The sequence below is a fragment of the Dyadobacter sp. BHUBP1 genome, assembly GCF_050587785.1.
Lineage (GTDB): Bacteria > Bacteroidota > Bacteroidia > Cytophagales > Spirosomataceae > Dyadobacter.
This window is the reverse complement of sequence record NZ_JBOBIH010000002.1, coordinates 34,424-60,302: the sequence shown is the minus strand read 5'-3', so window position 1 is coordinate 60,302 and position 25,879 is coordinate 34,424. Positions and strand designations below refer to the sequence as shown.

Here is a 25,879-nt window from a genome sequence, read left to right as displayed (position 1 = left end):
CACTTTATCCCATTCATCCCGATAATTGTAAAATTTATAACGGACACTCCCGCACATTACCTACGCGCGCAGTCGTTACGTCTCTTTAAACACGATATTTCCGCTGTGAATCAGCGCAATGATCGGTGACATGCGGGATACCGCTTCCGCCGAACAACTTGCCTCTACCAACACTATATCCGCGGCATCTCCGGCTCTGGGCCATTGTTGTGCGCCTTTGTCGTCCAGCGGAAGCACATAACGGGTAGCAAAGGCGAGAGCTCTCGACAGCTCCCATTCGGTGGAGTACCCATAAAGTGCCGCGATGAGGTGTGCTTTTTGAAGCATGTTCCCCGAACCGAATGCGCTCCAATGGTCTTGTATATTGTCATTCCCGATCAAAACCTCCACGCCGTGTTTTCTAAGCGTTGGAATGGGCATAATAGTACCTCTGAACGGAACCGACGACACTATGCCTACACCGGCCGCAGCCAGGCGTTCGGCCATTCTCTCTGTTTCGGAGGCACTCAGATGCCCCAACGCGAATGCGTGACTCACGTACGTCTTTCCTTTCAGTTGCGGGTTTTCAAGGGCCTTATCAATCAGGAACTCGATAGTCTTTACACCGCTTTCCCCTCTTTCATGCAAGTGGAGATCAATTCCTTTGCCATTGTCCAAAGCCAATTGTGTAATCAACTCCAACGGTTTTTCAATACTTCCATCAATTGAATAGGGATCCACACCTCCGATAAAATCCACGGAATCCATTTTGGCCACTTCTTTCAGCAAGGATTCCGTTCGTGTGTAGCAAATGCCGTGCTGGGGAAACGCGACCAACTCCGCGGCCAGACTACTCGCCTTGTGCCGCAAAGCTTCTTCCAGGTGGTAGAGGGAGTCGAGGCCCGAAGTCGGGTCGACATTGAAGTGAGAACGAATGAAGTCCGTCCCGTAAGAATGGAGGAAATCGATTAACTTTTCGGTACGTGCGACAGAGGTTTTCAGCCATTCGGGGATCATCTGCTGTTCGTAGGCGATCATATCCTTTACCGTCTTCCGTTTGGCCGAAACAGCCTGCCACGGCAACCCGAAAAGCATTTTGTCAAGATGCCCATGCATGTCCTTAAATGCCGGCAGCAAAAGCCTCCCTTTCGCGTCTATTCCTTCGGCATGGGAATGATTAGGTTCAATGCTTTTTATTTTGCCATTCTCTATCCCAATACAAAACAAGGCTGTCTTCGTACTCACTACCTCATCCGCTTCGTATTCAAAACCCGTTTCCAACAATACGTTTTTCAGGGTGTATGCTTTATTCTCCATTTTGACGCCACGCAGCATTTACTCTGATAAAATTTTTACTATTTCGGTGAAACCACGCCGTTGAGCGTGTTGCAATGGCGTAACGCCATCATGATCCGGTATGCCGAGATCCGCGCCGCCATCTTTCAACAACTGCACGATTTCCTGGAATTTTTTACTCCCGTTACCCAAAACAATTGCCTCCATCAAAGCCGTCCACCCCAACCGGTTCACATGGTTGATGGGAAAACCCTTTGTACCCGCCAACACCTTCACCGTTTCCACGTGTCCGCGTTCGCATGCGGGAATCAATGCGGTGCCGTTGTAGCGGTTGAAAACGTCAAACCGGGCACCGTGAGCAAGAAACAGCCTTACCAGGTCCGTCTGCCCTGTAGCGCCAGCATACAGAAACGGACTGTCCTGGATATTGTCCTGCAAATTGACATCCGCGCCTTTCTCCGTTAGCAGCGTGGCCATTTCAATATGCTTATCTATTGTAGCCAGCAAGAGCAACGATTTTCCGCTTTTATCCCGGGTATTGACATCTGCCCCGGCGCCAAGTGCCTTTTTTACGCCGCTCAAATCGTTTCGGCTTACCAGTTTGAGAATTTCTTCCAGTTGCATCATCGTATCGCTTGTTAATGGCTCATTTTTCGCATTGCACGACGCGAATACGCCCATCAATGCCAGTAGCAATAATGTTTTCATGATTCCAATGGATTAATTTGAAAAATTACAGCGGCAAGGTAAGGCGAGTTTTCGGCTAGCCCTTTGCGGAATACATGCTGATAGTTGGAGGATTTATTACTCGGGTGGGAAACTCTGCGGTCTATATTGCCGGGCCCATTTCGAATCCAACTCTTTGGCAATCGCCGAAATTTATTGAAATTAGCCGTGAGATGTGTATCGTCATGAGTGTCCCACAGTCGATTTGCTGGAAAGAGCGCATACAACCTTGTAATCTTTAAATTACAGCCGCACAACGGTTTTAATATTTTTTAATTGGAAAAATAACTAAAAAGCCCTGATCGAAGGTGATTAAAAACGTCATTAAGTTAATATCCAGGTTGAATTTCAAGACCATATATTTCAATTTGAAATACCTTCCATTACGGCAAGCATTGCTTTTGCCTATTTTGGTATCAAAGCGGACTTACCTAAGAAATACTTCCGGAAAAATTAAAATCAATGCCCCGCTAAGAACGGGACTAATACGAATCGGGTATGGTAACATCGGTATTTTTGACGAGAAGCGATCAAGGACGATATGGGAAGTAAACGGAACAGTTATTTTCAACGGAACGTGTAATATCGGACATGGCTCCAAGATATCTGTGTCAAGTACCGGATCACTTTCTTTTGGGGAGAATTTCGCTATCACCGCAGAAACATCAATCATTACAAAGCTGAATATTGGATTTGGCGATAACTGCTTGCTATCCTGGGACACGCTCATCATGGATAGCGACCTTCACAAAATAAAAAACGAGGTTGGCTCAGAGATAAATGCTCCGCAACCAATTTCAATAGGTGACAATGTTTGGATTGGGTGCCGATGTTTAATATTAAAAGGTGCTAAAATTCCCAACAACACCATTATTGGAGCAAGTTCGCTGGTTAACAAACCACTTGACAAAGAAAATTCACTCTACGCTGGAAGTCCCTGCAAATTAATCAAGGAGAACGTTTCCTGGGAACGGTGAACTAAGTTAAGCACGGATAGAAGTTCAGGGATTCAAACCACCGCGGCGGACCGCGGCAACGACCGGCCGCCCCGACCCTCTGTTTGTAGTCAGATGCGATGAACAAACTGCTCAGAAAACAAAAAAAGCACCGATTTCTCGATGCTTTCTGTGGGAGTTGAGGGATTCGAACCCCCGACCCTCTGCTTGTAAGGCAGATGCTCTGAACCAACTGAGCTAAACTCCCTTTCTTTTTGCTTTTGTTTTCCCGTCGTTTGGGAGTGCAAATATGTGCGACTAAATTGAACTCTGCAAATATTCTTGAAAAAAAATTTAAAATATTTTTTAACCTCCTGATAACCAGTATACGCTATTCGAAATTTAAATAGAGCGTTACGGTGTGGGTCCGCATGCGACTGATGCCATTGGCGACGGAATTTGTTCCGGGGACGAGCATATTTGTCAATCCATGGGAAAAACGCAGCTCGGGAGCGAATTTAAAGAACTCGAAGAACTGCTCGTAGCCGATGCCGTAATCAATAGAGAAGTCGCTCGACTTCGTATTGAGGGCCGTGGCTCCACCTCCCCGGTTACGCTTTACGTTCGTCTCGATCCCGAGCGTTACGCCTGCGATCATATACATGCGCGAGTTCACCCGGCGAACGGATTTGTATTTTAGCAAGAGTGGCACTTCAATCCACGTCGACTCCCGCTTTTCCGTACGTTCAGTACCGTTGGGATAACTGAATTTCACATGCCGCTCGTAAAGTGAGACAGCAGGCGTTGTACGCAAGTCGAAATGCTCGTTTAGATAGGCATTGACGGTAAATCCCATCCGAAATGCGGCATTCGTGGGCGACTGGATCACAAATGCCGTATCCTTCGTCGCAAAGTCGTTGCTGTGCTTGATATTGAACCGCGTGAAGGGGACCGCGAAAAGAATACCGTAATGGATCGGCTTGTCGTCGTAGTATTCGAGGTGCTTGCGACGGTACCCGATGCCCTGAGACTGCGCTTCCTGCGCCGCCATCAGCAGCGCCAGAATACCGATAATTACTTGTGTCCGACGTAAATTGAACAGATCCCGAAGGTAAGTGATATGCATTTGGTATTTATGAAACCTGCTTTTTTATAAATATCAAGAAAAGCTTCCCCATCCGGAAAGGCCTGTACGGACTCGGGCAGATAAGTATATGCCGAGCTGTCCTTGGAGACCGTTTTCCCTATTATTGGCAATATGTATTTAAAATAAAAATTGTAAATCTGCTTGAACGGAAAGCTTTTGGGCTTCGAAAATTCGACCACCACACAAGTTCCGCCCGGCTTCATCACGCGGTTCATCTCTGTCAGTCCGGCCAGCAAATTCTGAAAATTGCGTACTCCAAACGAAACGATAATCGCGTCAAAATAATTGTCTGCAAAAGCCAAACTTTCCGAGTCGCCGCTTTGCAGGGTAATCACGTCCTGCTTGCCCAGTTTCGCGATTTTCTCGCGGCCGACGGCCAGCATACCCTCCGAAATATCGACGCCGACGATTTTCTCAGGCTTCAACGCGAGGGCCTCGATCGCGAAGTCGCCTGTACCGGTCGCAATATCGAGAATCACCTTCGGCTGCTGCTTTTTGAGCAGTTTAATGGCTCTTTTACGCCAGTATATATCTACGCCTCCGCTCAGGACGTGGTTCAGCAGGTCGTACTTGGGTGAAATGTTATCGAACATCTCTGCAACCTGCTCCCGCTTGGTCCCTTCTTTATCTTTATAGGGTACTACACTCATCTTTATATTGTATTTTCAACTACAAGCAAAACTAACAGATATTTACGGTTATCGCACGGCGGGCCGGCATCTTATTGGTTCTACAAAAGGTGACCAAAATGAAAAGCGTACGTATCAATGGCTGAACAAACATTTCATCCTGATCAATTCCAGCCATGCGTTACATTTTGCTTCTTACCGCTTGTGCATTAGCCGGCATAACCTTCGCGCAGCCTGTCCATTACCGCTCACCGAACGGCATTAGCGACAAGAAAAACTATAACCGCCGCGCTATGCATCCCTGGTCTCTGGACGTGCGATGCGGCCTCACGCAGTTTTACGGGGAACTGAATGCCCAGGCGATGCACGGAATCGCCGGAATAGGCATTGGAAGGTCGATTAACAAACAGTTCGCCATTCAGCTCGATTACAACGCCGGCAGCATTGGCGGCGAGAAAAGGGATTTTTTCAATTCCTGGTTTGTGAATGAATACAATAGCGCCGAATGTCTGGTAAAATGGGACCTCTCGGAGCAATTCTTAGAAAGAGAGCCCGGGCTTACACACATTTCTGTTTTTGCCGGATTAGGGCAAATCTGGTTCAGTGCCAATGCCTATGACCTCAACGACAACCGCCTGTTACGCTTCACCAACAGCGAGCAAAGTGCCAGAAACCCGCTTTTCCTGCGCTGGGGCCCCGCCAGGGGGCCGAAGGGTATCAAAAGAACGCGGGAAGGGATATTACCGCTCGGCACTTCTGTGAGCTATGCTTTGTTAGAAAAATTGAAGGTTTCATTCGAATACCGTTTCTATTTCGTGCGGACCGACAAGCTGGACGCCACATCGGGCAGGCGACTGATCAACCCCGAGGAAAGCGAATCGTACAGCGATACGCCGAACGATACTTTCAGTTTTATTGCGTTATCATTGCAATACCATTTCGGCCAAAAGAAGCACTGAATGGCTGTTAACATCATTAAACAATGTTTTCTACCACTGTTAAATACAAACTTTATCCATCCCTGCTAAGCTGTTTCGACCGGTTTGAACGCGGCTATATCAATGAGCAGGAACTCCTCGACCGCATTAACCGCGTGCCGGTACCGCAAACGGAAGCGCAGTTCCGGGGCTCCTCATTTGAAGATGCGGTGATAAAAGGCATTGGTGAAGAAACATTTGATCCGGAAATCCTGTCCAAAGTGCGGTCGTATCTACCTCGTCCAATGCTGAAAACGCAGGTATACTGCGAATACCAGCTAAACGACAGCCTGATTTACGGATATGTGGACGTGATCGGAAAAATGCTGGCCGTGGACATCAAAACCACCAGTAATTATCGCGAAGGCTGCTTTGTCAAAAGCCACCAGAACTTTTACCTGCCTGCATTACGCACGAAAGGCATCAAAAGCTTACGCTATGTGATCACCGATTTCAAGGATGTTTATCTCGAAGAATATGATCAAATGGCTGATCTTACTTATCAGGAGGAACAAATCGCCCGCTTCTGCGCATTTCTTGAAACCTACCGCGACCGCATTACCGATTTGCGGGTGTTTGCTCGCATTTAACACTGACAACCAGGCTAGAAATCCAGTAATTGATATTTCACGGCGAATATCGCGAGACTGACTGAGTTGCTTGCGCCCGTTTTTTCCAGCAGGTTTTTACGGTGACCTTCCACTGTTCGGTAGCTGATAAAAAGCTCCTCCGCGATTTTGGCCGTATTATAACCCTTGCAAATGAGCGTCAGAACCTCCATCTCACGATCGGTAAGGCCGACGTTCAGAGAAGGAATAGCCACTTTACTCCGCGTCGGTTTGATATCCCCCGCCTGCAAGCCTTGCCGCATTACTTGCGCGATGTCGTCATTGATATAATACCCTTTTGTCACCACCTGCCCGATCGCATCGCTCAGAATACCCTGGTCGATGTCCTTGGGCAGGTAGCCGTGTACGCCTACACGCATGAGCTGTAATATGTGCTCAGGGGAGTAGTTCATGGAGAGGATAATGATCTTTACACCGGGATGCTGTTTTAAAAGCAGCCCGGCCACCTCCTTCCCGTCCATTCCTTTCATAAAGAGGTCCAGCAGCACCACGTCGGGCACGGCTTTGCCTATTTCTTCTAAAAGCTCCTCGCCGGAGGCCGCTTCCAGAACCACCTGGTAGTCTTCATTCCGGGCCAGAATCTGGCCTAATCCCTGACGGAAGAGCTTATGATCGTCCGCTATTGCTATTTTAACCGGTTCCAATTCGATCGTTGAGATAATGTTAGACGGGTATTTCAATTTTAAAACGGGTGCCTGCACCGGGGGCAGAGTTCAGTTCGAGTGTGGCGCCCAGCAGGTCGGTGCGGGTACGGATCGTGCTCATTCCCATCCCGACCGGCTTTGAGCCCGAAAGCATATCGAACCCCTTGCCATTATCGCTCATCAGCAAGCTCAGTTGTGAGCCATTATGGTGCAAGTCGAAAGTAATTTCACTGGCTTCCGCATGCTTGACCACATTCCCGATCACTTCCTGGATAATGCGGTACAGAACCAGCTGCTGGTACGGCGAAAGCACCTCGGCCGGGTCATCGATCGTGCAATGGATATCCATTCCTGCATCCTCCATGCGGTTTAACAGAATTTTTACCGCTCCTGCAAAACCGAAGTTCTCGATAATCACCGGCGACAGATTATGCGCGATTTGCCTTACATCCTTCACCACATCCCCGATAATCTGCCCCGAACGCGCCGCGAGGCCCTTCATTTCCTCCGGCGACTTTTCGTACTGGATCTGGTTTACAAACAAACGGACCGCCGACAACGACGCCCCAATCTCGTCGTGCAGGTCGCGCGCGATGCGCCCGCGCTCGTTCTCCTGCGAGGCCACGATCGATTCGAGGATCCTTTTCTGGTGGACCATTTCCATTTGATGCAGACGACTTTGCTGAAAATGCAGCTTGCGCTGGTAAAGCAGCACAAAAATGACGATCGCAAGGGCCATCATCACCATAATACCGATCCCGCCGAAAAGCAGCTGAGCAAACTCTATTTCTCCCGGCCTACCCATAATGCGATGGCATAAGTAATGTACAGCATATAGTTCATCAGCGCATGGATCATCCAAATCTGGTCATTTAAATTTTTGGAATACAGCAAAATGAAATTCATGAATATGAAAATCAAAAAGTTGCCCGAAAAGAAAAGCAGTAACCCTGCCGACACCCAAAAGAAAGGCTCAAGCAGCAGATTTTGTACTTTTAATTCCTGAAAAACTTTATAGAAATAAGCGAGCGCCAGAAAAATCACTATCACACTTTCAATCGAGCGCCCGGCATTGTCAATCCACACCGACTGTCCGGACTGCCCCAGCTCACGCACCAGGACAATGACCGTAAAGCCCGCCAACATCCAGCCCCGCAACGCCACCAGCCACTTCTGATCCAGCGCCAGGCTGAACATCCAGGTAAGCAAAGCAAATTCCACCGTAATGTAAATAGGCCACAGAAACAGGTTGGACACTTTAAAGAACCAGAAAATACGTGAAATGCTCTCGATGAGCAATGCAAAGAAGATCAGCCAGCAAAGCAACCTCAGGGGGCGGTCGGCCTTGCGGTACCGCGCCAATGCCATTCCCGCTGCCACGAGTACGGGCAGGTACGTAAAAAGCACGATCAGTTGCTCTTTGGAATAGTGCATGGTATTAGTTGGATGAAGGTTCGGAACAGGATACCCAGGCGCCCCTCGTGCAAAGGGTAGCTTTGCGTATCAGCTACTGGAAGTATTGTCGGCAGCGAACGCCTGGTGAATTTTCTGAGAGGGAGGCTGTCAAGGCCGATGGGAAATTAATGGTTAAACCAAAAAGAAAAAAGACCACTTCGATTATTAGTGAGACAGCTTATTTAACGGCAAATTCCACCTCAGGAGATTAGAAAAACAAAAACGCCTTGACAAGTTAGGTGTCAAGGCGTTATGGCATTTTAAAGTGGTGATGGACGGAATCGAACCGCCGACACATAGATTTTCAGTCTATTGCTCTACCGACTGAGCTACATCACCGTTTCAGTTGGCACCTTTTGGGACTGCAAAAATAGATGTCTGTTTTGGCTTTACAAATATTTTAAGCAAATATTTCTGAAATAGTTTTTTAAGAGTACGTATCACACTGATTATCTTACATTTAATTTTACGGCATATTAATTTACACCCAATCCATTTGCGCCGGAATGCATTTTTATCCTACCTTGTTAGTATGCAAGCATACCAAACCAGCCCTTTTTCGCAATGGCGATCTTACAGCAAATCCTCTTTATAGCCGCCCTCGGCGCGACGGCCTGGCTGATTTACCAGCGAGTCGGCATTATCGGCAGAACGATCCGGCTTGGGAAAGATGAGAATCGCACCGACCAGCCCGGCAAGCGCCTTTCGATCATGATGCGCATCGCGTTCGGACAGAGAAAAATGTTTGACCGACCGCTGATCGGCTTACTCCATTTTGCCGTTTATGCAGGTTTCATACTGATCAATATCGAAATACTGGAAATCGTGCTCGACGGCATTCTGGGCACGCACCGGATCTTCGCCGGTCCACTGGGCTCGTTTTACGGCGTTCTGATCGGCTTCTTCGAACTGCTGGCGTTAAGCGTACTCATTTCTTGCTCTATTTTCCTGGTCCGCCGAAGCGTTCTGAAAGTGGAGCGTTTTCAACCAGTACGCCACCGTGAGATGACCGGATGGCCACAGCTCGATGGCAAGCTGATCCTGGTTTTTGAGATCGTACTCATGATCGCTATCCTTACCATGAATGCCTCCGATAGCGCATTGCAGGACCTTGGTAGCGCACATTACCCGGTCGTGGGCGATTTCCTGATCAGCCAGTGGTTGAAACCCCTGTTTGCGGGCTGGAACGAAGGCGCATTGATCGCCTACGAGCGCATTGCATGGTGGATTCACATTCTGGGCATTTTCATTTTTGCGGTTTATCTCACGTATTCCAAACATTTACATATTGTGTTGGCATTCCCCAACACTTATTTCTCCCGACTGGAACCCAAGGGTGAAATGAAGAACATGCCCGAGATCACGCAGGAAGTAAAAATCATGCTGGGGCTCGAAGCGCAAGCAGGAGATGCGGCGGTTCCGGAGCGTTTTGGCGCGAAGGATGTGCCCGATCTGACCTGGAAAAATTTGATGGACGCCTATTCGTGCACAGAATGCGGGCGCTGCACAGCAGCATGCCCCGCTAATATCACGGGTAAAAAGCTTTCGCCGCGCAAGATCATGATGGACACACGCGACCGACTGGAAGAGGTCGGCCGTAATATGCTCACGAATAAGGGCGAATTTGTGCCAGATAACAAAAGCCTGCTTGGTGACTATATTCTCGAAGAGGAAATCCTAGCGTGTACGACGTGTAATGCGTGCGTGCAGGAATGCCCGGTGCTGATCAACCCGCTCGATATTATCCTGCAATTGCGCAGGCATAAGGTCATGGACGAAGCGCACGCACCAGGTTCGTGGAATATGATGTTCCAAAACCTGGATACCAACCAGGCCCCATGGAAGTTTTCACCTGGCGACCGGTTCAACTGGGCTTCGGCAGTGGCAGATAGTGGCCCGAATGGCAATTCAACAGCATCCTAAAAGCAGCAATAAATATGAGTGAGATCGCATACCGGGTGCCTACAATGGCCGAAATGGCGGCAAGCAATGAGACTCCCGAAGTTTTGTTCTGGGTAGGCTGTGCCGGGTCGTTCGACGACCGCTATAAAAAGGTGACAGTCGCTTTTGTGAAAATACTCAACAGTGCAGGCGTGAAATTCGCGGTACTCGGGACGGAGGAGAGCTGTACAGGCGATCCGGCCCGGCGGGCAGGAAATGAATTTACATTTCAGATGCTGGCCATGTCGAATATCCAGGTTTTGGATATGTATAATGTGAAAAAGATCGTCACAGCATGCCCGCATTGTTTTAATACACTTAAAAATGAATACCCGGCATTGGGGGGGAACTACGAAGTGCTGCACCATTCGGAATACCTGCAGCAACTGATCGACACCGGTCGCGTACGCTTGCAGGGGGACGAGGTTTTTAAGGGAAAGAAGATCACTTTCCACGATTCGTGTTACCTTGGCCGTGCGAACGATGTTTACGAAGCGCCCCGGCATGTGCTGGAAGCGCTGGATGCGGATCTGGTCGAAATGAAGCGTTGCCGCACGAAAGGCTTATGTTGCGGCGCGGGTGGCGGGCAGATGTTTAAAGAGCCCGAACCCGGCAGAAAAGACGTGAATATCGAGCGGATCGAGGAAGCCTTACAGACGGGTGCCGATACGATTGCCGTGGCATGTCCGTTTTGTATGGTAATGATGACCGACGGTGTGAAAAATAAAGAAAAAGAACAGTCGGTGAAGGTATACGACCTTGCCGAGCTGATAGCCCAAGCCAAAGGTTTGTAGCCAGATATTGCGAGAACTATGCAGCTAGCACGGTTGTTTTAAATACCCATACAGTACACCGTTTAACCGGCATTTAACCCTTTTTAACCATGTACATCCCTTTTAGTGATATCGATTTTCAATCCCGGGTCTGGGTGTATCAGGCCAACAGGGAACTCACCCCGGAAGAAACAGGAATTATCACCGAAACGCTGAAAGCTTCGCTAGATACCTGGGAAGCACACGGCAAACCACTCACCGCCTCCGGAAAAATATTCGAACACCGCTTCATTGTGATCGCGGTGGACGAACGCGATGAACTGCCAAGTGGTTGCTCGATCGACAAGTCGGTGCATTGGTTGCAGGAAATCGGGCAGCGGATGAATATCGATTTCTTTGACCGCTCACTTGCATACGTCGACGAGAACGACCACGTAAAAACCATCCCGGTACCGAAAATCAAGCAGGCAGTGATCAATGAAACGATCCTGCCGACCACCACGATTTTCGATAACCAGGTGGCTACCAAGGCCCAATGGATGAGCCGCTGGAAAATCCCGGCGTCGAATTCATGGTTGAGCCGTTATTTTACGGAGCAAACCAGCTTATAAAATCGATAAACAGATACTTTTGCAATTCAACATATCAGAGTCTTTCATGAAGTTCGTCCGACTGGCTGTCGTCGTTTTTTTGGTGTTCCTTTTATCAGGCTGTGACAAAAATGTCGTCTATAAAGCCCACGAGGATATTGATGACGGACTCTGGTATATTAAAAACAAACCTTCATTCAAAGTAGAGATCACCGACACGACGCAGGCCTATAACCTGTATTACGTGTTGCGGAATGCACTGCAATATCCGTACTATAACCTCTACATCACACGCAACTTCGCCGGGCCCGACGGGAAGGTCATTTCTAATACATTGGAAGAGGTGTTTATTTCCAATGAAATCACCGGTAAGCCGTATGGCCACGGCTTGGGCGATTTGTTCGACCATAAAATTCCTTTCCTGAAAAATTATCGTTTCCCGCGCTCAGGAACTTACACATTTACAATATCCCAGTCTATGCGCCAGAACCCGCTGCCGTTTATCATCAGCGTCGGAATCAGTGTGGAAAAAGTGGCTGTGGAAAAATAGCCTGATAACTCAGACAACGGGCCCGGTAGGGACGCCGCCTTCCGGTTTTTTCTTCGGTCTGTTGCGGTGCCGGCGGTAGGGCTTTTTTTTGAATTCCTTTGCGACCGCCTGTTCCCTGGCGAAATCGGCCTTTTCTTCCGCAACTTCGTGCACCGGCTCACCCAGCAGGAAGCCGTAAGGTTCGAGGCTTGGAATGGTGTCCATAATCACTTTCAGGATTGCGGTAACCGGCAATGCGAGGATCAAACCGGAAAGCCCCCAGAGCTGTCCCCCCAAAAACAATGCGACGATGGCCGCCAGCGGGTTGACGCTCACTTTCGAGCCCACAATATGCGGCGTGATAAAGTTGCCTTCCAGAAATTGTACAAAGCTCATAACGCCTATCACGCCGAGCGCATACCAGGGCGAATCCATGGTGACGATGCTCAGCAATGCCGGTAATATCGAGCCAATCAGGATGCCTATGTAAGGTATAAGAATCAGAAAGCCGGCGAGGAAACCGAAGAATATCGCATGCGGAACGCCTAATATCAACAATCCGACACTGTTTAGCACGCCCACGATCAGGATCACCAGGAACAGACCGGAGAGATAGCTTTGGATTACCTCGTAAATTTTCTTCAGCAGTGCATTCAGCTCTTCGTTCGGCACACTGCGAATGGCTTTATGAACAAACATCCTGAAAAAATCGCGGTAGAGCAGGAAGAAGAATATGTACAACGGGATTAGCACAAATGTAGAAATAGCGCCAGTCGTCGTCACAAGCGTATTAAGCAACACCGCACGACCCTCGCTCAATGCGTTGATCAGGTACTTTTTGGCCTCGCTGACCTGCTGGGTACGGCTGATATTCAAGTAGCGCTCACCCATCGTAAGCGTCTCGTCGAGGATTGCCTCCGCCTTTTCAGTAATGCGGGGAAGCTCTTCCGCAAAACTGCCTATTTGCATCGAAACGACGTAAACGAGGATCACAAGCACCGTAAATAGTGCAAGAATGCTCAGTAGAATGGCCCCTATCCGTGGTACTCGCCGTACTTCGAGCCATGCGCAAACCGGGTGCAGCAGGATCGCCAGCAAAATCGAGAACGCCAGCGGGATAATTGTTTCGCGAAGTACGTAGAGAATGTATACCGTCGCGATGAGCGCCACGAGCGAGCTGGCGATCTTTAAGTACACGGGGGTTTCGCTATCTTTGTTTGGAAGAGGACGCAACGTTGAATTCATGAACAAGCTGATATATCTGTGGTTAGCGGTCAAAACGGTGTTCTGTACCTGTCAGCCCGATCACAGAACCAATGATTTTAAGAAAGTTAAAGCGCATTACAAAAATAGCAAAATAGGAAAGCTTCCCGCGGTGGCTTCCGAAAGTTCGGGACTGGCCCCTGGCAAGCAGCCCGGCACGTTCTGGACGCATAACGACAGCGGCGGGAAACCGGAGCTGTACCTGTTCGACCTGGACGGCAAACTACTCGATACAAAAGCCGTTCCTAACGCCAAAAACATCGATTGGGAAGACCTGACGCACGACGACAAGGGTAATCTCTACATCGGCGATTTCGGAAACAATGCCTCACAGCGTGATGTTTTTGACATTTACCGCTTCAACCCGGAAAGTAATGGAAGCGAGCGCATTACATTTCGTTACCAGTCAGCGGCACCCGATTGTGAGTCTTTTTTTTATCATCAGGGAAGTTTGTATCTTTTTTCGAAAAACTGGGGCAAGGACAAATGGGTGAAAATGTACCGCCTCCCAGCGCAGGCCGGCGAGCATAGCATCGCGCCCGGCGACAGCATCCGCATTAGTGCACAGGTTACTTCCGCAGCCATCAGCCCTGACGGTAAAACATTCGCATTGCTGACTTATGGGAAAATATTGCTGTTCGAAACAGCTGGCGACAACATCGATTTCAGTAAACCAAAAGGCTGTTTCCGCTTTTCAAGGAAGCAAACCGAGGCCATTGAATTTTTGAACAATACCGATATGCTGATCACCAATGAGCAAGGCGGCGTCTATCGGACTACTTTTCGTTGATGTTATGTTTATGTTAATATTAGATTTCCTCATGTAATGTGAACATCACATCTGCTAATTTCGAATCGTGTTTTAATCATCAAAACAATGAGCACTGCTAAATCTGCAAACTCGGCTCCGAAAGTACTGGTAGTTGACGACGATTCCGACATAGTTGAACTTCTCGAATATAACTTAACCAAGGAAGGCTATTCGGTATTAACTGCTTCCAATGGGAAGAAGGCCATCGACATCGCCAAGGCATTCGTACCGGATCTTATCCTCCTCGATATCATGATGCCTCAGCTCGACGGCATCGAAACCGGCAGGATCCTGCGCCAAAATCCCGATATCAAGAACACCTACATCCTGTTTCTGACTGCCCGCTCCGAGGAATATTCGGAGGTAGCGGCGTTCGAGGTAGGTGCCGACGATTATATTACGAAGCCTATCAAGCCACGTGCATTGATGAGCCGTATTAATGCATTGTTCCGCCGGGAAGCCCAAAAAGCGGAGTCGGGCGACACGATCGAAATCCTCGATTTGTCGATCAACCGGAAGAATTATACGGTAACACAGGGAGGCGAGAAATCGACTGTTCTGCCTAAAAAGGAATTTGAATTGCTATTCTTCCTCGCACAAACGCCTAACAAGGTTTTCAGCCGCGATGAGCTTTTGCAGAAAATCTGGGGAGCGGATATTTATGTACTCGAACGGACCGTCGACGTGCATATCCGCAAACTGCGCGAGAAACTCGGCGACAATTATATCAAAACTTTGAAGGGAGTAGGCTACATGTTCAGCAACGAGCGGGAGTAACCGTCACCGCTCGATATCTTCCAGCTTTTTGACCTCAGAGTCCTCGCCTTTTGACTTATCCTTCTTTTTTCTGCGGAAGGCGAGTTTGATATTTACCTCCCCGTTTTCATCGACCGCCCTGAGGAATATCTTCGACCCCTCTCTTTTTTCAGGGTTATTGGGATCCAAAACGTAGGTCGAATCACGCTTTTTGAGGTTGCTGAGCGGGATTTGAATATTGATATCGGTTTTATTCCCAAAACTGTAAATGCCGTCGATATAGAGCGTCAGCACATTGGATTCAATTTCCATCGGCGCTATTTCTATTTCCTGCCCGTTCAATCGAAAATCATTCCGGATGGGGGCAAATTTGACCCGTTCGAAATTCCGTCTCTTGAAAATCAACTTCTTCATCTTCATAAACGGCTCGAAGTTGATAATGTAAGCGTTTGTCAGATCGATCCTCAGCAGCCCCTTCATGCTGGATGGTACCAGCTTCACATTGTTATTCAATGCGGATTCAAAGCTGAAATCGGTGTTGAGAATGCCTTTCAGGTTTTGATGGGTAAGCGTTTTCTGACCAAAATTGTCGAAAGAGTAAAAAACGGAATGGACATCTGCATTCGCGATTTTCCCGCGTACAGCCATATGCGGCAATTTCCCCGAACCGGCATTGTCCATTTCACCCGAAAGCCGCACATTTCCTCCGCCGAAAGCTTTTAACACAAAATATTCGATCCTCACCGCATTGTTGCTGATCGTAAGCTGGCCTTTCACGTCCCTACCCGTAAAATGCCTGTACCGCACCTTTTTCGCGTCGAGTTTCGCCACGATTTCCATTTTATCAATTGCGTTATCAAGCAGCTCCGAGAGTTTGAGCGACTTTTTTGCCTTTGGCTTACTGCTTCCCCTGGCCGCCAGCAGAGTTTCCAGCCAGTTGAGCTGCCAATCGGGAATATTGATGTCGACGTTGGCCCGTAACGGCTTGGGGGAGCCGAAGAGATAGGGGATAAGGTCGAGCAGCGTTCCACGTACATACAGCATATTCTGCCCGTCATAGAACCTGAGGTTAGGCAACACCATTACCTTTTCATTGAATGTCAGGTCGCCATTGATTTGGCTTACCCTCACCTTTTGCGGGAGGTAGTCCATCCCGATGTTTTTGAGTGAAACCCTGCCCGATACTTTGCCGTCAAAATTGTCCTTAGCGGGATTATAAAACTTCTTCAGATTGCCACTGAAGTGAAAGTCGATCCGGGCCGAGCCGTTTTTGAAACGATAACGTCCGGGATCTAGCAATGCCCCGAGATTAGTGGAATCGGCTTCGATACGACCGTCGATATCCGCCCTCGGATTTCGAAAGTTATTAACCACCAGCTTGAATGCAAATGGTATGGTTTCAAAAAAGCCTGTTATCTTCGGCGCTATCAGCCTCGAATTGAAGACGTCAGCCAGTTTTGTCGTGTCCGCACGGTTTGTGAATGTTCCGGAAGCTTTCATTTTACGCAAAACGCCCACCGGAAGGTTGTAGCGGAAAGTGTCTGTTTGAAAATGCACATCCACCTGCGGTTTGAGCCCCGGCCTGCCTAAAATCCCGGCTACCTTGACCTCCGTATCCACATTCGTCTGGATCCCGATCGAGTCGATCTGCTCTTGCAGCCGTTGGTTCAGCAATGGCAATGCATTTTTCACCGGTATTCCCTTTGCTTCGAAATTGAGGTGAAATATTTTGATTGTGTCTGAAAAATCGAAAACGCCATTGATTCCAATTTTGTCGTGCGTTGCGCTTTCGAGTGTTGAAGGGTAAATTTTCAGCTTTTTTTCGTCCTGATCATAACCCAAAGCCAAAGCCAGCGTCGTTTCCTGGTTCATCAGAAAACCACCCTTTTCAACTCTGAATGTCAATCCATTGAAAAGCACTGCCCCGGTAAGACTGGCATTCATGCTCGAATCAGTCCGCTCGATGATGTTGGTCGCGTCATGAAAAAGCGCTCCGTAATATTTCTCCTTTACCGAATCCGAATATGACACTGCGAAGTTGAGAAAGCGGATATTTCCCAGCTTTTCGAGAATCTCGTTGGCGTCCTTTTTTCCTGTTTTATTTTTGTTTTGCTCTTCAGGTTTGAAAATAGATGCATTGGAATACCCGTCCCGCTGAACAAACATTCTGAGTCCGCCGTCTTCCAGCACGAGGTTCTTTACCTCTACATCTCCTGACAAAATGCGCTGGAGATCGAGTGCGACGTGCATTTTCCCGGCTTCGAGAAACGGTTTATGATGAACGTTATAAAGCGTGTCGGTCAACTTAACGTCGTATAATGTGAAATTCAGCCCCAGGCCGCCGTAAAATGGCCTGAATTTAAAATCGGCTATTTCAAGGTTCCCGTTAAGATTTTCATTGATCACCTTCTTAGCCCTCAGGAAAAGGGCTTCCCTGTTCTTATAAACCCAAAGCTCGACCGCCCCAAAGAGCAGAGCGCTCACCAGAGCAACGATACCAATGACTTTTAAGACCTTTTGAGACATCTAACGAAGAGGTTTAGCGCTGTTGATGAAGGGGAACAGTTCACTCCGATCTACAATATAAGCAAGACATTAATAGCGTGCCAGAAATAATGTCCCACCGGCCAATACAGCATCTTAACGGCCGCTTTACTCGCTATTCAGGACAAAATGTAGTAGTTTTGCGCACTCTTTTGGAATACCTACTTCCATTTACCAATCCATTGCTGTAAGATGCTATTGAGCGAACAGGAAATACTGCGCCGTCAAAAACGCGAGGAACTCATGCGAATGGGCATTGAGCCTTATCCTGCGGAAGAATTTGTCGTAAACGCTTACGCGGCCGACATCCTTAAAAACTACGAAAACAACAAGATCGACTATAAAAACGTCACAATGGCCGGCCGGTTGATGGGCTTCCGTATTATGGGAAGCGCTGCATTTGCCGAATTCCAGGATGCCACCGGGCGTATCCAGTTGTATTTCCGCCGCGACGATCTTTGTCCGGGCGAAGACAAGACATTGTACAACACCGTTTTCAAGAAACTGCTCGACATCGGCGATATCATTGCCGTGAAGGGTTTTGTTTTCACGACACAAACCGGTGAAATCTCCGTGCACGTGCAGGAGTTCAAGATTCTCAACAAATCGCTCCGTCCGCTGCCGGTCGTGAAGCGAGACGAGGACGGCAATGTGCACGACGGTTTTACCGACCCCGAACTGCGTTACCGCCAGCGTTACGTGGATTTGATCGTAAACCCGGAAGTCCGCGATATATTCATTAAACGTGCACGGATCATCACCACTATGCGTTCGTATTTCGATGCGAATAACTGGCTGGAAGTAGAAACCCCGGTATTGCAATCCATTCACGGGGGCGCGGCTGCGCGTCCGTTCACAACGCACCACAACGCGCTTGACCTAGGCCTGTACCTGCGTATTGCGACGGAGCTTCACCTGAAACGCCTCATCGTGGGTGGCTTCGAAGGAGTTTATGAATTCGGGAAACTGTTCCGTAACGAGGGAATGGACCGCACACATAACCCCGAGTTCACGACTGTGGAGCTTTATGTGGCTTACAAGGATTACCTTTGGATGATGAATATGACCGAGGAAGTACTCGAAAAAGTAGCACTGGCAGTGAATGGCACTACCAAGGCGAAATTCGGGGATGTGGAACTGGATTTTGCCGGCCCTTATCCAAGATTGAGCATTACCGACGCTATTAAGCAATATACCGGTCTCGACGTGGAAGCGCTCGACGAAGTGGCGATCCGCGAACAATGCCGGGCGTGGGGAATGGAAGTTACCGAAAGCATGGGCAAAGGCAAGCTGATCGACGAGATTTTCGGAGAGAAAGTGGAATCGAACATTATTCAGCCTACTTTCATCATCGACCACCCGGTTGAAATGTCACCGCTGACTAAGAAACATCGCACCAAAAAAGGCATGGTGGAACGTTTCGAGTTGTTTGTGAATGGCCGTGAAATAGCCAATGCGTACTCCGAGTTGAATGACCCGATCGAGCAGAAGGAGCGTTTTGAAGACCAGCTCCGTTTGAAAGAAAAAGGTGACGACGAGGCGATGGAGATGGACGACGACTTTATCCGTTCGCTGGAATACGGCATGCCTCCAACCGCCGGTATCGGTATCGGCATCGACCGTCTTACCATGCTGCTGACAAACAATGCCAGTATCCAGGAAGTGATTTTCTTCCCGCAAATGCGTCCCGAAAAGAAAGCGGAAATTGCGAAAGAAGCTGATTATGTGAATGCGGGCGTACCGGCTGTGTGGGTACCGGCATTGCAGAAGATGAATATCCTGACGATTGAGCAACTGAAAAGTGCAAATCCGAACAAAATCTTCAACGATTTGGGTGGAATGCGAAAAAAGCTCAAAATAGATGAAAAAATGCCGTTGCTGGACGAGGTGAAGTCGTGGGTAGCATAGCTTTCAAATTAAAAATGCCGCTAGTGAGCGGCATTTTTAATTTCTCTTGCAAAAAAAATACAATTATATCTTTTTTACCTGCACAGCGTTAAGTCCTTTTTTTCCTTCAACGACTTCGTATTCTACTTGGTCATTTTCACGGATAGTAAGTCCTCCCAATCCTGTCACATGGACAAAAATGTCCTTTTTTGTGTCGTCTTCCACGATGAAGCCGTATCCCTTAGCTTCATTGAAAAATTTTACAGTACCTGTTGGCATAATAGTTGAAATAAAAAAATTGAAATAAGGTGAAAATACAGAAGATATGTAGGCGTTTCAGTTAAAAGTCGAAATGGCTATACCAAATAATTGAGGGAGGCTCAACGCATTAGCAAAAGAAATTTTGGAAATTCTCCCGAAGACATCTTGATTATAATGAACAACTTACAAATTCTTCAATCACAAAGAAACAAAAATTGTTTGTAAAACAATTTATTTGATTAAAGAATTTGAAAATTTAACGAGCAAGCGGTATTTTGCCTTTTTGGCTCATTTAAAGCAAATTTCACACGACAGAATTGCATATTCCGGCGAAAATCGCTAATTATGAGGCAATTATCGAAAACAAGGTATGAACAAGTTTAGGTATTTCGTTGAGAACCAAATATTTGGAGTTTGTGCAGAACTAGGAGAAAAGCTCAATTTCCCGGCGAGCAGCATCCGGAAATACTTCATCTACGCCACCTTCATGACCTTCGGCTCGCCCATTATCCTGTACCTCGTGTTGGCCTTCTGGATGGAGCTGCACCAGCATTGGCGCCGGCATAATAGCCCTACGATCTGGGAGCTTTAATGGGTTCGATACCCGTAAGCTTCCCGAATTTGTGCTTTCCCAGCACAAAATATTCCCACACAACACTTCTGTAATAAAGCGGTGCCCGATACCGGGTCCTCGGTGTTTTTCGTGTTAACTCGGGGATCATCGCGTAGAAGGCAAAATGCGCCCGCACAATAGCCAAAACGTCGGGCCAGGCCCCCGTGGCCATAAACCGCACGCTGGAAATGCCGTCGAGCACGAGCCTTATAAGCACCGTTTTCCACCTGCGGCCTTTCGGCAGGTTCTTGAAAAGCATGATCAGGTTGTTGCGGTAGTTCAGGAACGTCTTCCTTGGATTGGATTTGTGCAACGTTCCGCCGCCGACATGGTAAACGGTGGATTTGCCACAATAAGTGATGCGGAACCGCATGTTAAGCAGCCGCCAACAAAGATCTATTTCCTCCATGTGGGCGAAAAAAGACTCGTCAAAGCCGGATGCAGCGTGGAATGCAGACGAACGCACAAAGAGACAGGCACCTGTGGCCCAAAACACATCCTTTTCATCGTCGTATTGCCCCAGGTCTTCTTCCCGCGTATCGAAAATACGTCCGCGACAGAAAGGATAACCCAGGTAATCCATATAACCGCCCGCCGCGCCCGCGTACTCGAAGTGCGTAGGCAGATCGTATGCGCGTATTTTGGGTTGGCAGGCAGCGATAAGCGGGTCCGACTCCATGAATGCGATCACCGGGGCGATCCAGTTTTCAGTAACCTCGATATCGGAGTTGAGCAGAATGTAATAGTCGGCCTGAATGCGGCGCAGTGCATCGTTATACCCCCCCGCATAGCCCTTGTTTTCACTGATTGTGAGTATGTTCAGCTCCGGGTAATGCGTATTCAGCCATTCGAGGGAATGGTCTGTCGAAGCATTGTCAGCAATCCAGATAGCGTGGCTGCCGGAATGCTCAATGACTTTTGGAAGGAATTTTTCGAGATAATGCTGACCGTTATAATTCAGGATTACAATCGCAACAGAGGGAGTCATTCGGTATTCGGTTATTTCATAAAGCTGCCCAAATCCAACCCTGGAATATTGGGGAGCACTCCATCCGTTACCTTTTGCAGATGTTGTTGAATTTTGGATTCGATATTCTCATTGGCTTTGTTAACTGCTGCTACAATGAGATCTTGGAGCATTTCCTTATCGTCGGCGTTAATAATGTCCTTATCGATATCCAGGCTAAGCAGCTTTCTTTTCCCATCGACGGTAGCCTTCACCATTCCCCCACCCGATTCGGCAGTTTCGGTAATGTAAACCAGTTGTTCCTGTGCTTCTTTCATACGCGACTGAAGGTCCTTCATTTTGCCCATGAGGCCCATCATGTCCGCCATATTTCCAAACATAGCTGTACTTATTAAGTTTAAAACTTGAGAAAACTTATTTTACGGAAATAGTTCCTTACCGTAAAAGCATAAAAGTACCGCTTTTTTCAACAGTTTGATTGATGTCGTCGACGAAAGTCATCTTGTAGTAGTAATATCCCACAGGCGCATTGGTTCCTTCGAAAGTTCCATCCCAGCCTTTGGTAATATCATCGGAGTGGAAAACGACCACTCCCCATCGGTTCATGACCGACATATTAAATGACTGCAATTGCTCCGATTTTGCTTCCAGGATATCATTATGGCCGTCGCCGTTCGGGGTAAATGCGTCGGGTACAAAAACGCCTGCATTGCGGCGGTAGTTGATAATATTCGATAAACTCTCAAAATTCCCATCCAGCGAAACGGCCTTGACCAGAAAATTATATTCCAGGGCACTCTGGTTGTTCAGCTTCACGGTATAACTCGTATTCTTTTGCATCGGAATGTCCTCGGAGGCCCCTCCCGAGCCTGTCTGAACGACTGTATAGTCCTCAAAACCGCCCAAAATCGGACTATCGCTGGTCCAGTTGAGGGTTGTAAGTTTTTTACTCAAAAGGATCGTACAAATCGGCTCAGACGGGGGCACCTTCTGGCCACAGGAATTTTCATAACTCATACGGTAGCAATAAGATCGCTCATCCGTATTGGCCGCATTGTCAATGTAATCGCTCTGGTTATAGAGTGTGATGATTTTCTTGAACAATGTGCTGCCTGCTTCCGCCCGCTCGATCGATAGTTCGAACGAAGTGTTGGGGCCCGCGCCGGGCACCTCTGCCTTGATAGCCACACTGCTTTTGTCCAAAACCGAAACGGATCCTCCGCTGAGTGGTTTCGCGCTGCCTGTCTCGACTTTAATCCCAATCGCCGCGGAAGTAGAAGTGGCTGTCTTCAATTTAGCAACCACCTGATATTCCGCAAATGTTCCGCACTCTACATCGTTATCGGTGTAGCTGGTTTCCCCGATTGCCGTAAAGCTCTTGATAACCGTTCCATCGCGGAGGAGATCGTAACCATCAAATTGTGCCGCATCGGGATACTGGCTCCATTTCAGGTTGTTGGAACCATCGGTACTGTTGCCAGATATCGTCATCGTACTGATAGGTTCTGTTTCGGTACTGCCGGCACAAAGGTCTTCTGATGAAAGCCTTACCTTGTAACTCTGGTCTTTATTAAGCCCTTTGATGTCGTAGGGCTGGGTACCGCCAGAGGAGCGCGTACCGGAGGTAACGTAAGAGGTACCGTTGGTGCTGTATTGAATATTGGTGCGAACACCCGTCACACCTCTGTAAGTAAGCCGTATCGTGCCGTCATTCCGCATTTCAACCGCAGTTGTCTGGATCTCATTAAACTGAGGGCGCTCGAAGGTAACTGGGAAACTGTAAACCCTGCCTTTGTCACAAGCCTTTCCTGCGGCGTACAAACCGGTAATCGTCACAGTCGGACTGGTGGCGACACTTTTATATTCATGTACAAATTTCAGTGCGTTTCCTTTCTGCCATGTGGCAGTCTCTCCGTCGCCCCACTTTATTTCAACCTGGTCGTAAGCCGCCAGAATAACATCGTTGGTGAGTTCCAGAAAAATCTTGCCGCCTCCGCAAGAGGAGTAAATGGCACCAATGGGACGCGTTTCACTCACTTTCACGGTTTTACAAGCATATCCCCGTCCGGATGGAATACCAGCCACCTGTAACATAATAAATGTCCCGGGCAATTGATATGTATATGTAGAGACCTCCCGGATACTCGGATTGGTTTCCTTGCCGTCGTACAGCGCATAATAACCTACCAGGTTGTAATTAGTAAGGTTATTGGTAATCTTAACCGTCAGAGGTGCGCATCCTTCGTACTTGTCAAGCTCAAAATTACCTCCCCCAAGGTCACACAACCCCTGTCCGTACGAAGTAAGCGTTGAAAGTAACAGAAAAAATAAAGAGAAGGATAGTAGTGTTATTCTCATAAGTGTGGCATATTTAACCCTGACTTTTTTCAAAGACGATAGATAGAACAATAAGTTTCCGGAATCATAACGAATTCAAAAACGCAATAGCAAAAATAAGCTATTTAGGGGTGGCAATAATGCGTACCTATTAAACGGGGATATTAAAAAAGTATTATCCCAGGAAACACAGTCTTGGAAAAATACTATCTTATTAGGAGAAAGCTCCCATTTTTGACGACCGTCTGGCCGGAAGCATTGGTCGCTTCGATCTTGTACAGATAGTAACCACCCGGAGCTTTGCCGGTTTTGATATTCCCGTCCCAGCCCTCGGCGATGTCGTTGGAATGGTAAACTACTTCGCCCCAGCGGCTGAAAACAGACATTTTAAAATCTTTAACAAAATAAGCCTTGACTTCGAAACGCTCGTTGTAGGCGTCCCCGTTCGGTGTAAATGCGTCCGGAACCAGCAGAATGGCCTCACTTCGGAAATTCAGCAGATTGGATAAACTCACAAAATTACCATCGGACGATTTGGCTTCGATCCGATAACCGAAATCGGATTGGGATGCGAGATCCAGGGTATGGTTGGTAGAAAGGCCTTTGGGCGTTTCATTGACCACGTTCCCGCTTTTGTCAACTTGTTGCAGGGTATAGGTTTCAACGGTACTGATGAACGGCGCTTCGGGATTCCAGACAATATCCGGCGTGTTTGTTGTCAGCAGAATGGAGCAAACCGGCGTGCTAAATGACGGAGACTTCATTTTACAAGCATTCTCGTACTGGAAACGGTAGCAATAGGAATTTTGCGAGGTACTCACGTTCGTATCATCCCATTGCAAGCTTTGATTATTCGCAGGCGAAACCAGTTCGAAGTTGGAGGTGCCCAGTAATGCGCGCTCTACAATCAGGTTGTATTCGCTGGTTAGCCCTTCGCCGGAAAGCTCCACTTTGGTGCTGATCGTGTTTTCGTCCTTGACCGTCACCAAGGCATTGGTGATATCGCCCGGCGCCGAAGTTTTAGGTTCCAGACTGATAGGCGCTGAATAGGAGCGAACGTCGTTTTCGATAATTGCTACAACATCATATTGATAAGTATTACCGCATTTAACATCCGTGTCTTCATAGGAACGTTTGAGGGGGTCCGAGAAAATCACCGCGCCGTTCCGTTTCAGCTGGTATTCGACCAGTCCTTTGGTATTAGGCTCGTTCTCCCATTCGAGGGAAATGATTTCATCGAGCGATAGTCCGCCTTGCTTGATCGCAATGCTGCTCACTATGGGGCTTTGAACGACGTTTCCGCAAATGTCCGTCGACCAGAGCTGAAACCGGTAAACCACCTTAGGGTCCAGCAGCGGCACTGATACCGACTGAGAGCCGCCGGTTTGGCCGCTTTTGTTGGTAAAAATGAAATCTCCGTTTCCCTTGGCAATGTAAACCTTGGTTTCGATGCCTTCCATTCCGTCATAAATGATTTTCGCATTCCCGTCTGCCGGCATTTCCACGCTTCTGATACGGATACTGGCGAGCGACTGCGGTGCACCGGCCGTCAAAGTAGTAGTGTTGGCTTCCGCATTGCACAAGGTACTGGTGTAAGAGCCTTTCAGTGTAATGGCCGGGAGACTGCCAGGGTCATAGGTGTGCTCGAAATATGGGGTGGTATTGGTTTTAGGATTAACATTCTGCGTCTTGCCGTCGCCCCAGTTAATGATCACCATATCATAGGCCTTCGTGATGGCATCATTCCCGAGTGTAACCCGCACCTTTCCGTTGGGGCAACTAATTAGTTCTGCTTTGGGACCGCGGGTTTCTTTCACGGTCACATCTTTACACAAACTGAACCCGCCTACGTCTTTGATACTGCCATATTGGAGGATCGTATAGGTGCCTGGCACATTGTAAGTGTGGGTTAAATCGTAGGAGCGGTCGGCCTCCTTGGGCGGGCTTGTACTATTCCGGTCAAAATTGTAGGAATAGGTCACGCTTTCCGCATTGGTCATCTGACTGGTAATCGTGACCTCCATGGGCGCGCAACCGACCTCGGGCGTAACCGTAAACGCCCCGGTAGTACTGCAAAAGCTCTGACCTGAAACTTCTTGGTGAACAAGCGAAAAAATGCCTAACAGAAATATGATCAGTAGCCTGTGTTTCATAGTGAGTAAAGTAGGTTCCGCGAGGTATGCTGACGTC

The 25,879-nt window shown here is 48.1% G+C and carries 25 protein-coding genes and 2 tRNA genes; 11 read left to right on the top strand and 16 right to left on the bottom strand.

Annotation, left to right across the window (positions count from 1 at the left end):
* Window positions 1–75 precede the first annotated feature (75 nt).
* Window positions 76–1,296 carry an amidohydrolase gene (locus tag ACQ4MZ_RS06960; RefSeq protein ID WP_430843864.1) on the bottom strand — a complete coding sequence of 407 codons (1,221 nt, stop codon included), beginning with the start codon at window positions 1,294–1,296 and terminating at the stop codon, window positions 76–78.
* Window positions 1,297–1,314: 18 nt separating this feature from the next.
* Window positions 1,315–1,983 carry an ankyrin repeat domain-containing protein gene (locus ACQ4MZ_RS06955; RefSeq protein ID WP_430843863.1) on the bottom strand — a complete coding sequence of 223 codons (669 nt, stop codon included), beginning with the start codon at window positions 1,981–1,983 and terminating at the stop codon, window positions 1,315–1,317.
* A gap of 326 nt (window positions 1,984–2,309) precedes the next feature.
* Between ACQ4MZ_RS06955 and ACQ4MZ_RS06950 the strand changes: the two genes are divergently transcribed.
* Window positions 2,310–2,978, top strand: coding sequence for an acyltransferase (locus ACQ4MZ_RS06950; RefSeq protein WP_430843862.1), 669 nt, complete (start codon window positions 2,310–2,312; stop codon window positions 2,976–2,978).
* Between the two features lie 151 nt (window positions 2,979–3,129).
* Here ACQ4MZ_RS06950 and ACQ4MZ_RS06945 read toward each other — a convergent pair.
* The 3 genes from ACQ4MZ_RS06945 to ubiE all read right to left on the bottom strand — a co-directional run bounded on the left by ACQ4MZ_RS06945 (window position 3,130) and on the right by ubiE (window position 4,733).
* Window positions 3,130–3,204, bottom strand: a tRNA-Val gene (locus tag ACQ4MZ_RS06945).
* Between the two features lie 123 nt (window positions 3,205–3,327).
* Window positions 3,328–3,987 (bottom strand): porin family protein, encoded by a 660-nt coding sequence (locus ACQ4MZ_RS06940; RefSeq protein ID WP_430845344.1) that lies wholly within the window; start codon window positions 3,985–3,987, stop codon window positions 3,328–3,330.
* Between the two features lie 23 nt (window positions 3,988–4,010).
* Window positions 4,011–4,733 carry a bifunctional demethylmenaquinone methyltransferase/2-methoxy-6-polyprenyl-1,4-benzoquinol methylase UbiE gene (ubiE, locus tag ACQ4MZ_RS06935; protein WP_430843861.1) on the bottom strand — a complete coding sequence of 241 codons (723 nt, stop codon included), beginning with the start codon at window positions 4,731–4,733 and terminating at the stop codon, window positions 4,011–4,013.
* Between the two features lie 155 nt (window positions 4,734–4,888).
* Between ubiE and ACQ4MZ_RS06930 the strand changes: the two genes are divergently transcribed.
* Together ACQ4MZ_RS06930 and ACQ4MZ_RS06925 are read left to right on the top strand one after the other, a co-directional pair.
* A complete protein-coding gene (locus ACQ4MZ_RS06930) occupies window positions 4,889–5,671 on the top strand; it encodes a hypothetical protein (protein WP_430843860.1) in 783 nt (260 codons plus the stop codon).
* A gap of 23 nt (window positions 5,672–5,694) precedes the next feature.
* A complete protein-coding gene (locus tag ACQ4MZ_RS06925; RefSeq protein WP_430843859.1) occupies window positions 5,695–6,279 on the top strand; it encodes a hypothetical protein in 585 nt (194 codons plus the stop codon).
* A 14-nt stretch (window positions 6,280–6,293) separates the two neighbouring features.
* On the opposite strand, the gene ACQ4MZ_RS06920 is transcribed toward ACQ4MZ_RS06925, so the two are convergent.
* The 4 genes from ACQ4MZ_RS06920 to ACQ4MZ_RS06905 all read right to left on the bottom strand — a co-directional run bounded on the left by ACQ4MZ_RS06920 (window position 6,294) and on the right by ACQ4MZ_RS06905 (window position 8,756).
* Complete coding sequence (locus ACQ4MZ_RS06920) at window positions 6,294–6,998, bottom strand: response regulator (RefSeq protein ID WP_430843858.1); 705 nt, start codon at window positions 6,996–6,998, stop codon at window positions 6,294–6,296.
* A complete protein-coding gene (locus tag ACQ4MZ_RS06915; protein WP_430843857.1) occupies window positions 6,982–7,767 on the bottom strand; it encodes a sensor histidine kinase in 786 nt (261 codons plus the stop codon). Before ACQ4MZ_RS06915 ends, ACQ4MZ_RS06920 begins: the two co-directional genes overlap by 17 nt.
* Entirely contained in the window at window positions 7,746–8,396 is a 651-nt protein-coding gene (locus ACQ4MZ_RS06910) for a hypothetical protein (protein WP_430843856.1), read from the bottom strand. The genes ACQ4MZ_RS06915 and ACQ4MZ_RS06910 overlap by 22 nt, the downstream gene beginning before the upstream one ends.
* Window positions 8,397–8,683: 287 nt before the next feature.
* Window positions 8,684–8,756: transfer RNA gene (locus ACQ4MZ_RS06905), tRNA-Phe, on the bottom strand.
* A 225-nt stretch (window positions 8,757–8,981) separates the two neighbouring features.
* On the opposite strand from ACQ4MZ_RS06905, the gene ACQ4MZ_RS06900 reads away from it, so the two are divergent.
* The 4 genes from ACQ4MZ_RS06900 to ACQ4MZ_RS06885 all read left to right on the top strand — a co-directional run bounded on the left by ACQ4MZ_RS06900 (window position 8,982) and on the right by ACQ4MZ_RS06885 (window position 12,271).
* Window positions 8,982–10,340: a 4Fe-4S dicluster domain-containing protein gene (locus ACQ4MZ_RS06900; RefSeq protein WP_430843855.1), complete on the top strand. Its 1,359-nt coding sequence runs from the start codon at window positions 8,982–8,984 to the stop codon at window positions 10,338–10,340.
* Window positions 10,341–10,354: 14 nt separating this feature from the next.
* Window positions 10,355–11,152: a (Fe-S)-binding protein gene (locus tag ACQ4MZ_RS06895; protein WP_430843854.1), complete on the top strand. Its 798-nt coding sequence runs from the start codon at window positions 10,355–10,357 to the stop codon at window positions 11,150–11,152.
* Window positions 11,153–11,241: 89 nt separating this feature from the next.
* Window positions 11,242–11,742 (top strand): hypothetical protein, encoded by a 501-nt coding sequence (locus tag ACQ4MZ_RS06890; protein WP_430843853.1) that lies wholly within the window; start codon window positions 11,242–11,244, stop codon window positions 11,740–11,742.
* 46 nt (window positions 11,743–11,788) lie between these two features.
* On the top strand, window positions 11,789–12,271 hold the full coding sequence (locus ACQ4MZ_RS06885; RefSeq protein ID WP_430843852.1) for a gliding motility lipoprotein GldH: 483 nt from the start codon (window positions 11,789–11,791) through the stop codon (window positions 12,269–12,271).
* A gap of 9 nt (window positions 12,272–12,280) precedes the next feature.
* On the opposite strand, the gene ACQ4MZ_RS06880 is transcribed toward ACQ4MZ_RS06885, so the two are convergent.
* Window positions 12,281–13,495 (bottom strand): AI-2E family transporter, encoded by a 1,215-nt coding sequence (locus tag ACQ4MZ_RS06880; RefSeq protein WP_430843851.1) that lies wholly within the window; start codon window positions 13,493–13,495, stop codon window positions 12,281–12,283.
* Here ACQ4MZ_RS06880 and ACQ4MZ_RS06875 point away from each other — a divergent pair.
* On the top strand, window positions 13,494–14,303 hold the full coding sequence (locus ACQ4MZ_RS06875) for a hypothetical protein (RefSeq protein WP_430843850.1): 810 nt from the start codon (window positions 13,494–13,496) through the stop codon (window positions 14,301–14,303). The genes ACQ4MZ_RS06880 and ACQ4MZ_RS06875 overlap by 2 nt on opposite strands.
* A gap of 87 nt (window positions 14,304–14,390) precedes the next feature.
* Window positions 14,391–15,101: a response regulator gene (locus tag ACQ4MZ_RS06870; RefSeq protein ID WP_106594009.1), complete on the top strand. Its 711-nt coding sequence runs from the start codon at window positions 14,391–14,393 to the stop codon at window positions 15,099–15,101.
* Window positions 15,102–15,104: 3 nt separating this feature from the next.
* Here ACQ4MZ_RS06870 and ACQ4MZ_RS06865 read toward each other — a convergent pair whose 3' ends face one another.
* The gene (locus ACQ4MZ_RS06865; protein WP_430843849.1) at window positions 15,105–17,606 is read right to left on the bottom strand and encodes an AsmA-like C-terminal region-containing protein; all 2,502 of its coding nucleotides are present in this window, start codon (window positions 17,604–17,606) and stop codon (window positions 15,105–15,107) included.
* 210 nt (window positions 17,607–17,816) lie between these two features.
* Between ACQ4MZ_RS06865 and lysS the strand changes: the two genes are divergently transcribed.
* Window positions 17,817–19,532, top strand: coding sequence for a lysine--tRNA ligase (gene lysS, locus ACQ4MZ_RS06860; protein WP_430843848.1), 1,716 nt, complete (start codon window positions 17,817–17,819; stop codon window positions 19,530–19,532).
* Between the two features lie 63 nt (window positions 19,533–19,595).
* Here the strand turns inward: lysS and ACQ4MZ_RS06855 are convergent, their stop codons facing one another.
* A complete protein-coding gene (locus ACQ4MZ_RS06855) occupies window positions 19,596–19,790 on the bottom strand; it encodes a cold-shock protein (protein ID WP_015813455.1) in 195 nt (64 codons plus the stop codon).
* A 352-nt stretch (window positions 19,791–20,142) separates the two neighbouring features.
* Here ACQ4MZ_RS06855 and ACQ4MZ_RS06850 point away from each other — a divergent pair, with 352 nt between their 5' ends.
* Window positions 20,143–20,364 carry a PspC domain-containing protein gene (locus ACQ4MZ_RS06850; RefSeq protein ID WP_015813454.1) on the top strand — a complete coding sequence of 74 codons (222 nt, stop codon included), beginning with the start codon at window positions 20,143–20,145 and terminating at the stop codon, window positions 20,362–20,364.
* Here the strand turns inward: ACQ4MZ_RS06850 and ACQ4MZ_RS06845 are convergent.
* The 4 genes from ACQ4MZ_RS06845 to ACQ4MZ_RS06830 form a co-directional block, all read right to left on the bottom strand.
* Window positions 20,345–21,373, bottom strand: a complete 1,029-nt coding sequence (locus tag ACQ4MZ_RS06845) for a glycosyltransferase family 2 protein (RefSeq protein ID WP_430843847.1) — start codon at window positions 21,371–21,373, stop codon at window positions 20,345–20,347. The genes ACQ4MZ_RS06850 and ACQ4MZ_RS06845 overlap by 20 nt on opposite strands.
* Before the next feature lie 11 nt (window positions 21,374–21,384).
* Window positions 21,385–21,732 carry a YbaB/EbfC family nucleoid-associated protein gene (locus tag ACQ4MZ_RS06840; RefSeq protein ID WP_211302183.1) on the bottom strand — a complete coding sequence of 116 codons (348 nt, stop codon included), beginning with the start codon at window positions 21,730–21,732 and terminating at the stop codon, window positions 21,385–21,387.
* A gap of 55 nt (window positions 21,733–21,787) precedes the next feature.
* A complete protein-coding gene (locus ACQ4MZ_RS06835) occupies window positions 21,788–23,710 on the bottom strand; it encodes a gliding motility-associated C-terminal domain-containing protein (protein WP_430843846.1) in 1,923 nt (640 codons plus the stop codon).
* A gap of 185 nt (window positions 23,711–23,895) precedes the next feature.
* Window positions 23,896–25,842: a gliding motility-associated C-terminal domain-containing protein gene (locus ACQ4MZ_RS06830; protein ID WP_430843845.1), complete on the bottom strand. Its 1,947-nt coding sequence runs from the start codon at window positions 25,840–25,842 to the stop codon at window positions 23,896–23,898.
* Between the last annotated feature and the right edge of the window lie 37 nt (window positions 25,843–25,879).